The sequence below is a fragment of the Mycoplana rhizolycopersici genome (assembly GCF_013378445.1).
In the GTDB taxonomy this organism is placed as follows: domain Bacteria; phylum Pseudomonadota; class Alphaproteobacteria; order Rhizobiales; family Rhizobiaceae; genus Mycoplana; species Mycoplana rhizolycopersici.
In genome coordinates this window covers 28,200-42,683 of sequence record NZ_JABXYK010000005.1, presented here as the reverse complement: position 1 = coordinate 42,683, position 14,484 = coordinate 28,200, and the positions used below count along the sequence as shown (strand labels likewise).

Genomic DNA, 14,484 nt, shown 5'->3' with positions numbered 1-14,484 from the left:
AGCGGCAGGTCGCATCGTTCTGCGGCATTGATCCTAACGATCAGCATTATTGTTTTGACGATCGAAGAGCGCGGTCCTAACGCTCGCACACAATACGTCCGTCGGAGTGTAAATGTTGCTCGATCGCCTGGCTCCGGCCCTCTTCGTGCTGCTCTGGTCGACCGGATGGGTCGCGGCGAAGTATGGCGGCATCTATTCCGATCCTTTGACGTTCCTGAGCATTCGCTACGCCACTGCGGCGGTGCTGTTCGCCTTCCTGTGCCGGATGTCCGGCGTTCGCTGGCCGAAGGACGCAGCCACTGTTGCGCACGCCGTGATCTCGGGCGTGTTTCTGCACGGCTTCTACCTGGCGGCGGTCTGGTGGGCCGTGGGGCAGGGTGTTCCCGCCGCGCTTTCCGGGATTATCGCCGCCCTGCAGCCGCTGATGACAGCACTTGCGGCGCCCTATTTCGTCGGCGAGAAGCTGTCGCGGCTACAGAAGATCGGGCTGCTGCTCGGCTTTGCCGGCGTTGCCATCGCCGTCCTGCCGAAGTTCGCGGATGTGGGGCATGCGGGAATACCGGCGTTTGCGATCCTGGTGAACGTGCTCGGCATGGCCTCGGTCACCTACGGCACGATCTACCAGAAGCAGCATCTGCACAGCGGCGATATCCGCGCCATCGCCACCCTGCAATATCTGGGCGCGCTGATGGTCACGCTGCCGCTGGCCTATTTGCTGGAGCCGCTGGAATTCCAGTTTTCCTGGGGTTTCGTGGCGCTTCTCGCGTGGTCGGTGCTGGGGATTTCTATGGGCGCCGTTCTGTTGCTGCTTTACCTGATCCGACGCGGCCAGGTGTCACGCGCCGCCTCGCTGATCTATCTCGTGCCGCCGCTGGCGGCGATCGAGGCGGCGATCGCCTTTGGCGAAGAACTGACGCTGCCGATGATCGCCGGCACCGTCATCGTCGTTGCAGGGGTTTATCTGGCAAACCGCAAGCTCCCGCGCGCCGCCCCGGCCGAATAGGCTCTTCCTGAAACAGGAAATGGCGGACATGCGCCCGCCATTTCTCAAGCTACTCGTTCAAAACGGGCGATTGGCCTCAGGCCTGCTCGCGACGCTGATTGCCCTGGCGACGCTGCTGGCCGTTGCGACCGCCGTTGTTGCGGGCGGGGCGACCGCCGGCATGATTGCGGTTGCGGCCTTCGCCCTGCTTCTGATCGGGGCGGCCCGGTGCGTGGCGGTTTGCGGCCGTGCCGTCCTGGCCCGAAACATCCGCACGCCGTTCCTGGCGCTTCTGCGGACGATCGGAAAAGCCGCGATCGACGATCTGGCCCTCGGACCTGTCCTGCTGCGTGCCGCGGGCACCCTGGCCCTGCGGACGGGCAGGGCGCTGCTGGGCACCGCGCTGACCCCTGCCGCCACGGCCCTTTTTCGACTTGCCGCCCGCACCGGCGAGATCAGCCGGGGCTTCACCGCTGGCAACCGAGATCGAAATGCCCATCAGCTTCTCGATGTCGCGCAGGAGACGGATGTCGTCGGGCGCGCAGAATGCGATCGCGACACCATCGCGGCCGTTGCGGGCCGTGCGGCCGATGCGGTGGACATAGGCGTCGGGCACTTCCGGAAGGTCGTAGTTGTAGACGTGGGTCACGCCGGGGATGTCGATGCCGCGGGCGGCGACGTCGGTCGCGACCAGCACGCGGATCTCGCCTTCGCGGAACGCCTTCAGTGCCCGCTCGCGCTGGCCCTGGCTCTTGTTGCCGTGGATCGAGGCGGCCTTGAAGCCGATGTGGTCAAGGTGCTTCATCAGCTTCTCGGCGCCATGCTTGGTGCGCGAGAAGATCAGCGACAGGCCGTCCGGGTTGTCGCTCAGCGACTGCCTCAGGATCTGCGTCTTCTGGTCCTTGCCGGGAACGAAGTGCACGTACTGTTCGACCTTGTCGGCGGCCTTGCCGGGCGGGGTGACCTCGACCTTCAGCGGATTGGTCAGGTATTCGCCGGCAAGTTCTGCGATCAGCTTCGGCATGGTCGCGGAGAAGAGCAGCGTCTGGCGGTTCTTCGGCACCAGCTTGGAGATCTTGCGCAGGTCATGGATGAAGCCGAGGTCGAGCATCTGGTCGGCTTCGTCGAGCACGAGATAGCGGCCCTGCGTCAGCGTCACGGCCTTGCGGGCGACGAGGTCGAGCAGGCGGCCGGGCGTGGCGACGAGGATGTCGGTGCCACGTTCCAGCATCTGCTGCTGCTTGTGGATCGATGCGCCGCCGACGACGGTGACGACGCGCAGGTGCGTCTTCTTGACGAAGTCGCGCAGGTTGTCGGCGATCTGGTTCACCAGTTCGCGGGTCGGGGCAAGGACGAGCGCGCGGATGTTGCGCGGGTCGGGACGACGATCTTCGGCGAGCAGCCGCTCGATCATCGGCAGGCCGAATGCGGCCGTCTTGCCGGTACCGGTCTGGGCAAGACCGATCAGGTCGTTGCCCGCGAGAACCATCGGGATCGCCTTCTCCTGGATCGGAGTGGGCTTGTCAAAGCCGAGCACTTCAAGGGCTGATAGAACATTCTTGGACAGCCCGAGGTCGTTAAAAGTCGTCAAGTCAATAGCCTTTCGGGGCGCCAAACGCGTCAGCCGGACAGGCACCATGCCGGTCCGGATACGTCTGGCGTCAAGAACCCCGCGTGAATTGGGAACTTGTGGGTTGATGGAGGCGTCTGGCGCAGTCTTCCGCCCAATGGCGGCAACGATTTCGCTTGCGCTCGTCCTTCTTCCGCGATCCAATCAAAATGTTCGCAGGGCTCGCTCACGCGGCGGCCGAAAGGAGACGCAGGCCCCATGTCGTGCTTTTGGGCTGGAAAGTCAAGCACGAGTTTTCGCGGGTGCGGCACGACCCTCGCACTGCAATAGGCCGGGAACCCGACACCCTGCCTCGCGTTGCACCTTTGGGATGTACCATTTCTGTCTTTGGAAAAGGCTGTGGCAACGGATGCTGCAGCCGGTCACCGCGAAAGGAGTGAGCACGAATGACGACCACATGGATTCTCGCCGCCGACGGTAATCAGGCCCGCCTGTTGAAGGGGGTCAACTTCCTCAAGGACGACCAGAAAAGCCCCGAACAGGAGATTTTCCGCAGCGAGCCGAAGAAGGCACAGGAGATCATGAGCGACCGGCCGGGTCGCAGCTATTCCTCCCACGGTCCCGGCCGCTCCGCGATGGAATATACCAGCGATCCCGTGCGCGACGAGCAGCAGCGTTTCACCGCCGAGGTGGCGGAGAAGCTGGAAGACTATGCCGGAGCCGGCGCTTTCGACCGGCTGATCGTGTGTGCGGCTCCGCAGACGCTTGGCGATCTGCGCTCGATGCTCGGCTCGAAGTCGCGCGAGCGCACGACGGCCGAGATCGACAAGGATTTCACCAACCTGCCGACCGAAAAACTGGTCTCCTCGGTTCGCTCCATCATGTTCGAATAGGACAGGCTGTCTGGGAGCGGTCGCAGAGGCTGCTCCCATTCCCCGACGCGGGGAACAGCGTCGGTTCGACTCCGCACTACCCCCTTTGCCCGAATTGCCGGCCTGTTTGCTCGATTGGTATAGTGCGCCACCGTCAAAGGAGCGTCACCATGCAAGCGCATCGAGCCGTTGCCCTGTCAGTGCTTGTCCTCTGTCCCGCCTTCTGGCCGAGCGCTCCCGCGCGGGCGGAGACGCCGGTCGAACGCGGGCGTTATCTCGTCCAGTTCGGCGGCTGCAACGACTGCCATTCTCCGGGATACTTCTTTGGAAAGACGACGCCGGAGACCTATCTTTCCGGGTCCGACGTGGGCTTCCAGATGCCGCAGGGCATCTTCGTCGGTCCTAACCTCACGCCGGACAAGACCGGTCTCGGAGACTGGTCGGAAGAGCAGATCGTCAAGGCGCTGCAAACGGGCGAACGGCCCGACGGGCGGATTCTGGCGCCGATCATGCCCTGGCACGCCTTCGCCAAATTGACAGCGGAGGACGTCGGGGCAATCGCGAAGTTCCTGAAGTCGCTGCCGGCTGTCGAAAACAAGGTGCCCGGGCCGCTCGGTCCCGGCGAGAAGCCGGCATTTCCGGTGATGACGATCATCTTTCCGGAAGGGGCAGCTCCGGCGGCGAAGTGAGCGCGGCCGTCAGAAGTCGGTCGGAACGCCGCCTTCCTGCTTGCGCCTTGCGACGAAGGCGTCGAGTTCGTCCTCGATCGCCGGATCGATGGGTGGGCGCTCGTAGGCGTTCAGCTTCTCCTTGAAGACGCGATTGGCATGGTCGTAGGTGGTCGGGCGGCCGGCTTCGGACCAGGTCTCGAAGTTCCTCCAATCGGAAAGGATCGGCGAATAGAAAGCCGTCTCGTAGCGTGCGAGCGTGTGCGGCGTGCCGAAGAAGTGGCCGCCAGGGCCGACGTCGCGCACCGCGTCGAGGCCGAGCGCGTCGGCGCTCGCATCGAGCGGTGTCAGGAACTCCGCCACCATCTGCAACATGTCCACGTCGAGGATGAATTTTTCGAAGGACGCTGTCAGGCCGCCTTCGCTCCAGCCGGCGGCATGCATGACGAAGTTGCCGCCCGCTTGCGTCAGCGCCCAGAGTGAGAAGGCCGATTCATAGGCGGCCTGCGCGTCCAGCGTGTTGGAGGCGTTGGTGTTGGAGGTGCGGTAGGGAATGTTGTACCTGCGTGCGAGCTGCCCCCCGGCGATCACCGCTTTCATGTATTCCGGCGTGCCGAATGCGGGTGCGCCGGTCTTCATGTCGACGTTGGAGGTGAAGCCGCCATACATGACGGGCGCGCCCTTGCGCACCATCTGGGTGAAGGCGATGCCGCAGAGCGCTTCCGCGTTCTGCTGGACGACGGCGCCGGCGATCGTCACCGGTGCCATTGCGCCGGCCAGCGTGAAGGGCGTGACCACCACGACCTGGTTGCGCTGCGACATCTCGATGATCCCCTGCAGCATCGGCCCGTCGAGCCTCAGCGGCGAGGAGGTGTTGATGATGGTGAAGAGCGACGGCTCACGCTCCATCTGCTCCATCGAGATCCCGCGGCCGATTCGCGCGATCTCGATGCCGTCGATGTTGCGCTGCTTGCCGAGGGAGTAGACATGGAACACCTTGTCGGTGAGCTTCACCATGTCCGACAGGCAGTCGAGATGGCGGACGGAGGCGTGCAGGTCGACCGGCTCGACCGGATAGCCGCCCGTGGTGTGGATGACGTCATAGGACTGGGCCAGCTTGACGAGCTTGCGGAAGTCCTCCTGGTTGCCGGCGCGCCGCCCGCCCTCGCGGTCGGCGACGAAGGGCGCAGAGGCGACCTGGGCGAAGACGAGGTTGTTGCCGCCGATGTCGACGTTGCGCGCCGGATTGCGCGCGTGCATCGTGAAGCCCGACGGTGCCGACGCCATCATCTCCATGATCAGGCCGCGGTCGAAGCGAACGCGATCGGTCCCCGGCGTCACGTCGGCGCCGGCCGCTTTCATCCGCTCGCGCGCCTCCGGGAGGATGATGTCCATGCCGATTTCTTCAAGGATCGTCAGGGACGCCTGATGGACGGCCTCCAGCGCATCGTCCGAAAGGACCGCCGACCTTGCCATCGGATTGACGAGGTTGAGGTACTTGGATCCCCTCGGTGCCGTCCTCTGCCTTTCGGCAGCACGTCCGCCGGAGCGCCTTCTGCGCTCGACGGGGCCTTCTCCGGCCTGGTTGGCCGCGTGCAGGTCGAAGTCTATGACGTTACCCATGATCCGTCCCGATTGCCTTTAACGTCCCGTGATCCTGCCACAACTCAAGGAGGGATGACGGGCCAATTGCGACACGCGGCATGTTGTACCGGTTTGTCCCCGAGGACGACAATTGCTGGCTGTAGCGATGCAACCAAACGGCGTAGGACAACATTTTCTTAACCATCTGTTCAAAACCTGCGTGCTAATCGCGGAGTTGGGATTTTCTCATCCGTCCACATGCGGGAAACGCCGGCGTGCCTGAAGTCCGTGACGATCTGCTCTTTGCTGCATGCGACCTGATCCGGGCGCAGAAGTCGCCTGCCTACATCAAAGGCAGCGAGATGCGTTACCTCGCCGTCAACGCGGCCTTCTGCGAGCTTTTCGGCATGCCGGAGGACGCTTTCATCGGCCGGCGGGGCGACGAGCTCGGCGAAGTGGACGGACACGAGGACAGGAACGAGCACGAACGGCGCTGTCTGGTGTTCGGCAGCGACGAGACGGCGCGATACGACCATGCGCCGAGCGGGTCGTCGTTCCTGATATCGATGCGGCGGCAGAAGCTTTCGCCGGAGCTTTCCATTCTTGTCGGCGCCTTCGTGCCGGCGATGGCCTCGCTCGCCGACAGCATCGACGTGCTGGCGCGGGGCGCGGGCATCGCGTTTGCAGGAGGAGCGGCGGAGATAGGTGAGGCGCTGCGACTGCCATCCGGTTCGGCGAGCCACGGCGCCAGCAATGATCCCGCTTCGGCAGAGCACCTTCTGGACGCCATCGGGACGGGGGTCGCTGTCTATGCGCGCTCCGGACGGCTGAAGCATGCAAACCAGGTCATGCAGGCATTCTATCTGGCGTTGCTGGGCGATGTGCCGAACTCGGACATCACCATCGAGGGCGTGCTCGAAGCCATCCATGACGTTGAGACGCCGGACGCGGATCCGGACACCAAGCAGGCCTGGATCAACGAACGGCTCGCGGAACACGAACTGCCACTGTTCGAGCGGGTCAGCCGGACGGTCGCCGGCGGCTGGATGCGGCTCGTGACGCAGCGGCGGCCGGACGGCACGCTCGTTGCTCTGCGATCCGACGTCACCGTCGCCAAGGAGAACGAGGGACGGCTGCGCCAACAGGCGCAGGAAATCGGCCTTTACCGGGCGCTGCTGGAGGAACTGCCCGTCGCGACCTACGTACGCGATGAAAACCAGCGGTTGCTTTTCGCCAACAAGGCGTTTCTGGAACTGACCGGCACGACGTCGGCAGACGTCGTTGGCAAGACGCCGCGCGAGAGCTTTCCCACGCAAGGAGAGGCGTTCTTCGCGCGAAACCAGCGCGTGCTCGACAGCGGCGAGCTAACGGAAGCGGAAACGGAATACGTCCACGCCGGCGGTGAGGTCATTCCGACGATTACGCGCAGCTACCGCGTGATCTCGGCGGACAACCGCAGATACCTCATCGGCTCGCTCACCGATACATCCGTGCTCAAGCGGCGCGAGAAGCAGTTGATCGAGGCGCGCCAGCAGGCCGAAGCGATCAGATCGGATCTGGAGAGCGTCGTGGCGGCCCTGCATGTGGGGATCGTCGTCGTCGACGAAGATTCCACGATCGAGCTGGTGAACGGCGCTTTCGAAGCGCTCTGGGACAACAGGCCGCCACCGCTTCGCGGCCGCCCGCTCGGCGAGTTGCTGCAGTTCAAGCGCGGCCAGGGCGAGATCGTCGAGGCGCAGGAACTTTACTGCGATGCCGACCATGACACCTGGCTTGCGCGGGTCAGGGACGGCAGCTTTCCGACGCGGGAGGTCAGCTACGTCAATGGCCGGACGCTGATCGAATCCGGCCAGCCGATATCCGGCGGACGCTGCCTGCTGACCTATATCGACATAACGGAGCGGCGCGAGCGCGAACGCGAGGTGCTGGAGACACGCAGCGCCCTGGAAGAGGTCGGGCGCCTCGTCCGGGATGCGATGTCGGCCATGAGCCAGGGGCTGCTCATCATCGACAACGGAAGCGTGGAACTCGCCAACGAGGCGCTGTTTTCAATGGTACGAATTCCGAGAGAGCTCATGCAGCCCGGAGCCTCGGTCGAGGCGCTGGTGGCCGATTGCACGCGGCGCGGAATATACGGCTTTGCCGGCGATAAACGGGTGGAAGCGGCCGAATTTCCAGATGTCCTGCTGGGGGAACAACAAACCTCCATCACGCTGAAAAACGACAGCGGCAAGTGGCTCCAGCTCGAGGCGCGCCCGACCGAACATGGCCGGGTCGTGATCGTGTTTTCTGACATTACCGAACTGAAGGAGCGCGAGGACGAACTGCGTCGTCTCGTCGTCCGGGCGGAAACTGCGGACAGGGCGAAGTCGGAGTTCCTGGCGAACATGAGCCACGAGATCCGTACGCCGATGAACGGCGTTCTCGGCATGGCCGAGTTGCTTGCGAAGTCAGACCTCGACACGCGCCAGAAGGCCTTCATCGACATCATGGTGAAGTCCGGGAATTCGCTCCTGACCATCATCAACGACATCCTCGACTTCTCCAAGATCGACGCAGGCCAGATGGGACTACGCAAGGCGCCGTTCAATCCGGTGGAAGCGGTGGAGGACGTCGCGACCCTGCTTGCGGCCAAGGCGGCGGAAAAAGATATCGAACTCGTCGTGCACGGTGCAACCGAGGTGCCCTCGGCCGTCCTCGGCGATGCCGGGCGCTTCCGCCAGATCGTGACCAATCTGGTCGGTAATGCCGTCAAGTTCACCGACCACGGTCATGTGCGTATCGATCTCGACGTGGAGGAAGCGACCGGTGGTGACGTCGTAATCACCTTGCGGGTCGAGGATACCGGTGTCGGCATTCCGGAGGACAAGCTCGCCTCCGTGTTCGAAAAGTTCTCGCAGGTCGATTCGTCTTCAACCCGCCGCTACGAGGGAACCGGGCTCGGGCTTGCGATTACCAACGGTCTCGTCTCGCTCTTCGGCGGAACGCTTTCGGCTGAAAGCATCTTTGGCAAGGGATCGGTGTTCACCGTGTCCCTGCCATTCGCCGTCGAGCAGGCGGCCATGTCCAGCCTTGCCGTTCCCTTCAACATCCGCGGCGCGCGGGTGCTGGTCGCGGACCGAAGCGAGGCGACACGCTCGGTTGCGCGCCGACTTCTCAGCGGCTGGGGTTTCGACGTTACGGCGGTCGGCAACGCCGAAGAGGCGCTCGCGCTGCTCTCCGCCACCGCTGCCATCGGCGTGAGGGTGGAGGCGGTCATCGTCGACAAGAACATTCGCGACGAGGCCGGCACAAGCCTGATCGAGACAATCCGCCGCGAGTTTCCGGAAACGGCGCTGGTCGCGCTTTCAGCGCTCGGCGCACCGGCCTCACACGGAGGGATCGATGCGCTGGAGGCCGATGCTCATCTGATGAAGCCCCTGCGCGCCGGGATCCTGCGTGACACCGTCTGCGAGGTCGTCCGGTCGCGCCGTCAGCAGAAGACCAGGGAACGGCATCCGGGGAGCGGAACGGTGGTCAGCCTTCAGGCACCATCCCCCGCACAGGGTTCCGCCCCTGCGCAGGTTACGCTGGACGTGCTCGTGGCGGAAGACAACGACGTCAACCAGCTCCTGTTCCGCCATCTGCTCGAAGGGGCGGGAGTTATGTTCGAGATCGTCGCGAACGGCTCAATGGCCGTCGACGCCTACCGCCGGCGCAAGCCGCGCCTGATCCTGATGGACGTGTCGATGCCGGTGATGAACGGCTATCAGGCAGCGAAGGCAATCAGGGCGCTCGAGGAAGGCGGCGATGCGCGCGTGCCGATCGTGGCGGTCACAGCGCATGTGCTCGACGGCGACCGGGAAAACTGCCTCGCCGCCGGCATGGATGACTATCTGACGAAGCCGATCAGCGTCGACCGACTGCAGGAAATGCTGCATCGCTGGCTGGCGAGCGACAAGGCTGCCGTCGCGAAGCGTTCGACGCTGCACTGAGGACGCGTGCGTCGGAGCCAGCCCGCGCGGTTGCCGGCGCCTGCAATTTTTACGCTTGCGCCGCGTCCTCTTGCGCCTCTTGTCTTGTCAGGCGCGCTTGCCGCACAGCATCTCGCGCTTTCCGGCAAAGCCCGGCCGCCGTTCCACCGAAAATCCGGCGCCGGCGAGGTTTCGGCGGACGAAGCCCGCCGCCGCATAAGTGGCGAAGGTGCCGCCCTGCTTCGTATGCGTGAAGACCTGAGCCATGAGTTCGGCCGACCACATGTCGGGGTTCCTGGATGGGGCGAAGCCGTCGAGATACCAGGCATCGAAGGACAGGGTGCACTCGGAAAGCCGTTCGAGCGCGGGGCCGCAGACGACGGTCAGTCGCGTCGCATCGTCAAGGGCGAGGTCTATGTTGCCTATACCGTCCGTCGCATCGGGCCAGAGGCTGCACAGGGCGTGCCGCTCGGCGTCGATCTCGGGCCAATGGGCAAGCGCGCGGTCGATCGCCGCACGCGGCAGGGGAAAGCGCTCGAAGGAGACGAAGCGCAGTTCCCCGGATGTACCTTCCGCCCGCCACCGCCGCCAGGTCTCGCAGAAATTGAGGCCGGTGCCGAAGCCGAGTTCGCCGATCGTGAACTCGCCCATATCCGTCCAGCGTTCCGGCAGGCCGTTGCCCTCGTGGAACACGTGCGCGCATTCGAGCCTGCCGTCGGTGCGGCAATAAAAGTGGTCGCCATAGGCCTGTGAATAGGGCATATCGCCCTCATGCCAATCCAGCGCGAGGTCGGGGGCCATATTGGCGGTCGAACCGGTCGCCGCCGCGGCGATTTCAGGAGCATTGTCAGCCATGCCGTCAGTGGATAGTCGCGCAAGCCTTTTCGGTCAATCGCGACCCGACGTGCTGGTGGTCGGAGCCGGAATCATGGGCTTGTGGGCGGCGTTCATGGCGGCGCGCGCGGGCCTTTCCGTGGTCGTGGCCGACCGCGACCACATCGGCGCAGGCGCCAGCGGCGGCCTGCTCGGAGCGCTCATGCCGCATCTGCCGGATCGCTGGAACGACAAGAAGCAGTTCCAGCTTCAGGCACTCGTTTCTCTGGAGGACGAGATCGCGGCGCTGGAGGCACAGACCGGGCTTTCCGCCGGCTACCGTCGCAGCGGCCGGCTGATCCCGCTTGCGGCCGCCCATCATCGCGACAGGGCGCTGCGGCATTCTGCCGATGCGGCGACCGCGTGGACCTGCGAGGGCAGGAGCTTCTCCTTCGATGTCCTGGACACGCCGCCCTTGTCGGGGTGGCCGGATGCGGCGATTGCCGAAACTGGCGTTGCCTTCGATCACCTTGCCGGCCGTGTCTCACCGCGCAAACTTTTGGCGCTGCTCGGCAAGGCGCTCGACGACGCGCCGCGGGTGCGCGTCTTGACCGGAGCGGACGTCCTCACGATTGACCCTTTAGCGCGTGTGGCGCATATCGGGGACGGCGACGAAATCGCCTTCGGCCATGTCATCATTTCGGCAGGCGTGGGTAGCTTCAAATTCCTTCACGACCTCGTCCCTGTGGAAGGCAAACCGGTCGGCGTCGCCGTCAAGGGACAGGCGGCGCTGTTCAAGGCGGATATCGACCCGTCGCTGCCGATCCTCTTCGACAGCGGAACCTATGTCGTGCCACACGAGGAGGGATATTGCGCGGTCGGCAGCACCAGCGAGGAGAGCTTCGACGACGCAGCCGCTACCGACGCCTTGCTGGACGGGGTTGTCGAGAAGGCGTTTACCCTGGCGCCGGTTCTTCGCCGCGCCACGCTGATCGAGCGCTGGGCGGGTTTGCGGCCGAAGGCGATCGGGCGGGACCCGATGGCCGGGGCGCATCCGGACTTCGGCGCGGTGAGCCTGCTGACCGGCGGCTTCAAGATAAGCTTCGGGGTGGCGCACGAACTGGCGCGTGCAGTCGTCACGCAGATCAACGGCGGCAGCCTTGGGCTACCGCCGTCATTCAAGGTCGCAGCGCATCTGGAGGCTGCGCGGCGACGCTGATCCGGACGGTTACATCCAGTAAGGCGGCACGCCGTAGTAATCATGGATGAGCTTGCCGTTGCGGCGGTTCCACTCGTAGTCGGCGCCGCTGTCGTAGTGCGGTGCTGCCTCCACCTGGTCCTTCGTCACATCGACGCGGTAGCCGCCAAGGCTTTCATCGTAGCTCAGCTTGCGCCACGGCAGGGGATAATGGTCGCTGCCGATGCCGAGGAATCCGCCGAAGCTCAGCACAGCATAGGAAACATGGCCGCTGCGCTTGTCGAGGATGAGCCGTTCGATCGAGCCTATGTGCTTGCCATCGGCCCCGTAGACCGACGTTCCCTCGACCTTGTCGCTGGCGATGAGGGCTTCGGTTTCCCTGATGTTTGCGTCCTGCGGAATCATCTATCTACTCCCTTGGTTGTTCGGAAATGAGAACGCGCCGCGCTTCATCTTGTTCCGGATTCCTGCTCGACATTCCAGCGTCGGATGCTACCGTCCGGCAAACATCCGAGGATCAATGGCATGACCACCACGACCTATCCGCGCGATCTTGTCGGCTACGGCCGAACGCCTCCGCACCCACACTGGCCGGGCGACGCCCGCATCGCCGTGCAGTTCGTGGTGAATTATGAAGAGGGCGGGGAAAGCTGCATTCTCGACGGCGATCCGGCCTCGGAATGCCTGCTTTCGGAGATCGTCGGCGCGCAGGCGTGGCCGGGACAGCGAAACCTCAACATGGAATCGATCTACGAATACGGTTCGCGTGCAGGGTTCTGGCGGCTGTGGCGGCTGTTCACCAGCCGCAATGTGCCGGTCACAGTCTACGGTGTCACGCTGGCTATGGCCCGCAACCCGGAAGCCGTGGCGGCGATGAAGGAGGCGGGTTGGGAGATCGCCAGCCATGGATACCGCTGGCTGGAATACAAGGATTTTTCCGAAGAGGTCGAGCGCCAGCATATCCGCGATGCGGTGCGGCTTCACACCGAACTGACCGGATCGCATCCGCTCGGCATGTACCAGGGCAAGCCGTCGGCGAACACCCTGCGGCTGGTGATGGAGGAAGGTGGCTTCGTCTATTCCTCCGACAGCTATGCCGACGACCTGCCGTACTGGGTGAAGGGGCTGAAGGACGAGCCGTTCCTGATCATTCCCTACACGCTCGAGACGAACGACATGCGCTTTGCCACGCCGCAGGGCTTCAACACCGGCGACCAGTTCTTCACCTACCTGAAGGACGCCTTCGACGTGCTCTACGCGGAGGGCTGCGAGGGGAGTCCGAAGATGCTCAACGTCGGCCTGCATTGCCGCCTCGTCGGCAGGCCCGGGCGCGCAGCCGCACTTGCCCGTTTCGTCGACTATGTCCTGTCGCACGAGAAGGTGTGGGTGCCGCGTCGCATCGACATCGCCCGCCACTGGCACGAGCACCACAAGCCGAAGGCGGGCGAATCATGACGCGGCAGGAAATCATCGACCGGTTCGGCGGGGTGTTCGAGCACTCGCCCTTTGTCGCCGAGCGCGCCTTTGACAACGGGTCGATCCAAGAGCCTTTGAAGGCCCGCGACGTGCACGCGGCCATGGCCGCGCAGTTTCGTGCAGCTTCTCCCGAAGAGCAACTGGGCGTGTTGCGCGCCCATCCCGACCTTGCCGGGAAGCTCGCCATTGCGGGCGAACTGACCGAGGACAGCCGCAGGGAGCAGGCGGGCGCGGGGCTCGACCGGCTGAGCCCTCAGGAGCATGCCCGCTTCACGGCGCTGAACGCGGACTATGTCCAAAAATTCGGCTTTCCCTTCATCATCGCCGTGAAAGGCCTGACAAAGGACGACATCGTCACCGCCTTCGAGCGCCGCATCGCCAACAGCCGCGAAGAGGAGTTCAAGACCGCGAAGGCGCAGGTCGAGCGGATCGCGCTTCTGCGACTGGCGGCGCTGTTGCCGGGAGACGAGAATGGCTGAGGTGGAAAAGTCCATGAATGCGGCTGCCGTGCTCACCGTCCGTCCGCTGACCAGGGAGGCCTTTTCGCCCTTCGGAACCGTGATCGAACCCGATCCCTCGACCATGCGGCTGATCAATGGCGGCAATACCGAGCGCTATCATGCGCTTGCCGAAGCCGAGGCTGCGGGCGACGATGCCCGCGTCATTGTCAATATCTTCCGCGGCAGCCCGCGCGCCTTTCCCTACACCGTCACCATGATGGAGCGTCATCCCTTCGGCAGCCAGAGCTTCTCGCCGATCGACGATCGGCCATGGCTGGTGGTGGTCGCAGAGGACGAAGGAGGGCGGCCCGGCGTGCCGTGGGTGTTCCTCGCAAGCGGTCGCCAGGGGGTGAACTATCGCCGCAACGTCTGGCACCATCCGCTGATGACGGTGGGGGAGACGAGCGACTTTCTCGTCGTCGACCGCAGCGGGGAGGGGAACAATCTCGAGGAATTTTTCTACGATCAGCCCTTCATCATCGAAAAGCTGGAGACCAGCGCATGACCAAGCCCGGAAGATTGACCACGCATGTGCTGGATACTGCGCTCGGCAAGCCGGCCGAGGGACTGACCATCGAACTCTTCTGGCTGGAGAACGGTCAGCGGCAATGGATCAGCACGGTCAAGACCAACGCCGACGGACGCGTCGACCAGCCGCTCCTGGAGGGCGTGGGATTCATGGCCGGGACGTATGAACTCGTGTTCCATGCCGGCGATTACCTGCGCCGGAGTGCGGCCGAACTGCCCGATCCGGCTTTCCTCGACGTCATCCCCCTGCGCTTCGGCGTCGCCGACGCCTCGGCGCACTATCACGTGCCGCTTTTGCTCTCGCCCTATGGCTACTCTACCTACCGGGGCAGCTGAGACG

The 14,484-nt window shown here is 64.3% G+C and carries 13 protein-coding genes; 9 read left to right on the top strand and 4 right to left on the bottom strand.

What is annotated here, in order from left to right; all coding sequences use genetic code 11:
• Nucleotides 1-115: 115 nt before the first annotated feature.
• Nucleotides 116-1,003 carry a DMT family transporter gene (locus HV823_RS09490; RefSeq protein ID WP_176949745.1) on the top strand — a complete coding sequence of 296 codons (888 nt, stop codon included), beginning with the start codon at nt 116-118 and terminating at the stop codon, nt 1,001-1,003.
• A gap of 76 nt (nt 1,004-1,079) precedes the next feature.
• Here the strand turns inward: HV823_RS09490 and HV823_RS09485 are convergent, their stop codons facing one another.
• On the bottom strand, nt 1,080-2,573 hold the full coding sequence (locus HV823_RS09485; RefSeq protein WP_176949488.1) for a DEAD/DEAH box helicase: 1,494 nt from the start codon (nt 2,571-2,573) through the stop codon (nt 1,080-1,082).
• 425 nt (nt 2,574-2,998) lie between these two features.
• Between HV823_RS09485 and HV823_RS09480 the strand changes: the two genes are divergently transcribed.
• The gene (locus HV823_RS09480; protein ID WP_176949487.1) at nt 2,999-3,445 is read left to right on the top strand and encodes a host attachment protein; all 447 of its coding nucleotides are present in this window, start codon (nt 2,999-3,001) and stop codon (nt 3,443-3,445) included.
• Between the two features lie 149 nt (nt 3,446-3,594).
• Nucleotides 3,595-4,113 carry a c-type cytochrome gene (locus HV823_RS09475; RefSeq protein ID WP_176949486.1) on the top strand — a complete coding sequence of 173 codons (519 nt, stop codon included), beginning with the start codon at nt 3,595-3,597 and terminating at the stop codon, nt 4,111-4,113.
• A 9-nt stretch (nt 4,114-4,122) separates the two neighbouring features.
• Here the strand turns inward: HV823_RS09475 and HV823_RS09470 are convergent, their stop codons facing one another.
• A complete protein-coding gene (locus tag HV823_RS09470) occupies nt 4,123-5,715 on the bottom strand; it encodes a trimethylamine methyltransferase family protein (RefSeq protein ID WP_176949485.1) in 1,593 nt (530 codons plus the stop codon).
• A 236-nt stretch (nt 5,716-5,951) separates the two neighbouring features.
• Here HV823_RS09470 and HV823_RS09465 point away from each other — a divergent pair, with 236 nt between their 5' ends.
• A complete protein-coding gene (locus HV823_RS09465) occupies nt 5,952-9,650 on the top strand; it encodes a PAS-domain containing protein (RefSeq protein WP_176949484.1) in 3,699 nt (1,232 codons plus the stop codon).
• An 87-nt stretch (nt 9,651-9,737) separates the two neighbouring features.
• On the opposite strand, the gene mnmC2 is transcribed toward HV823_RS09465, so the two are convergent.
• A complete protein-coding gene (gene mnmC2 / locus HV823_RS09460) occupies nt 9,738-10,484 on the bottom strand; it encodes a tRNA (5-methylaminomethyl-2-thiouridine)(34)-methyltransferase MnmC2 (protein ID WP_425487647.1) in 747 nt (248 codons plus the stop codon).
• Here mnmC2 and HV823_RS09455 point away from each other — a divergent pair.
• Nucleotides 10,483-11,661, top strand: a complete 1,179-nt coding sequence (locus HV823_RS09455) for an NAD(P)/FAD-dependent oxidoreductase (RefSeq protein ID WP_176949483.1) — start codon at nt 10,483-10,485, stop codon at nt 11,659-11,661. The genes mnmC2 and HV823_RS09455 overlap by 2 nt on opposite strands.
• Before the next feature lie 9 nt (nt 11,662-11,670).
• Here the strand turns inward: HV823_RS09455 and HV823_RS09450 are convergent, their stop codons facing one another.
• The gene (locus tag HV823_RS09450) at nt 11,671-12,045 is read right to left on the bottom strand and encodes a PRC-barrel domain-containing protein (protein ID WP_176949482.1); all 375 of its coding nucleotides are present in this window, start codon (nt 12,043-12,045) and stop codon (nt 11,671-11,673) included.
• 120 nt (nt 12,046-12,165) lie between these two features.
• Here HV823_RS09450 and puuE point away from each other — a divergent pair, with 120 nt between their 5' ends.
• From puuE to uraH, 4 genes are read left to right on the top strand one after another with little or no spacing between them, the layout of a single operon-like run.
• Nucleotides 12,166-13,095 (top strand): allantoinase PuuE, encoded by a 930-nt coding sequence (puuE, locus tag HV823_RS09445; RefSeq protein WP_176949481.1) that lies wholly within the window; start codon nt 12,166-12,168, stop codon nt 13,093-13,095.
• Nucleotides 13,089-13,595, top strand: a complete 507-nt coding sequence (uraD, locus tag HV823_RS09440) for a 2-oxo-4-hydroxy-4-carboxy-5-ureidoimidazoline decarboxylase (protein WP_176949743.1) — start codon at nt 13,089-13,091, stop codon at nt 13,593-13,595. Before puuE ends, uraD begins: the two co-directional genes overlap by 7 nt.
• Nucleotides 13,588-14,121, top strand: coding sequence for an ureidoglycolate lyase (locus tag HV823_RS09435; protein WP_246301070.1), 534 nt, complete (start codon nt 13,588-13,590; stop codon nt 14,119-14,121). The genes uraD and HV823_RS09435 overlap by 8 nt, the downstream gene beginning before the upstream one ends.
• Nucleotides 14,118-14,480, top strand: coding sequence for a hydroxyisourate hydrolase (gene uraH / locus HV823_RS09430; protein ID WP_097140786.1), 363 nt, complete (start codon nt 14,118-14,120; stop codon nt 14,478-14,480). Before HV823_RS09435 ends, uraH begins: the two co-directional genes overlap by 4 nt.
• Nucleotides 14,481-14,484 lie beyond the last annotated feature (4 nt).

Excerpts from the sequence above, each read along its gene's own strand:
- HV823_RS09435 (WP_246301070.1), top strand. The coding sequence starts at position 13,588 with ATGGCTGAGGTGGAAAAGTCCATGAATGCGGCTGCCGTGCTCACCGTC.
- HV823_RS09475 (WP_176949486.1), top strand. The coding sequence starts at position 3,595 with ATGCAAGCGCATCGAGCCGTTGCCCTGTCAGTGCTTGTCCTCTGTCCC.
- HV823_RS09470 (WP_176949485.1), bottom strand. The coding sequence starts at position 5,715 with ATGGGTAACGTCATAGACTTCGACCTGCACGCGGCCAACCAGGCCGGA.
- puuE (WP_176949481.1), top strand. The coding sequence starts at position 12,166 with ATGACCACCACGACCTATCCGCGCGATCTTGTCGGCTACGGCCGAACG.
- HV823_RS09450 (WP_176949482.1), bottom strand. The coding sequence starts at position 12,045 with ATGATTCCGCAGGACGCAAACATCAGGGAAACCGAAGCCCTCATCGCC.
- HV823_RS09480 (WP_176949487.1), top strand. The coding sequence starts at position 2,999 with ATGACGACCACATGGATTCTCGCCGCCGACGGTAATCAGGCCCGCCTG.
- HV823_RS09455 (WP_176949483.1), top strand. The coding sequence starts at position 10,483 with ATGCCGTCAGTGGATAGTCGCGCAAGCCTTTTCGGTCAATCGCGACCC.
- uraH (WP_097140786.1), top strand. The coding sequence starts at position 14,118 with ATGACCAAGCCCGGAAGATTGACCACGCATGTGCTGGATACTGCGCTC.
- mnmC2 (WP_425487647.1), bottom strand. The coding sequence starts at position 10,484 with ATGGCTGACAATGCTCCTGAAATCGCCGCGGCGGCGACCGGTTCGACC.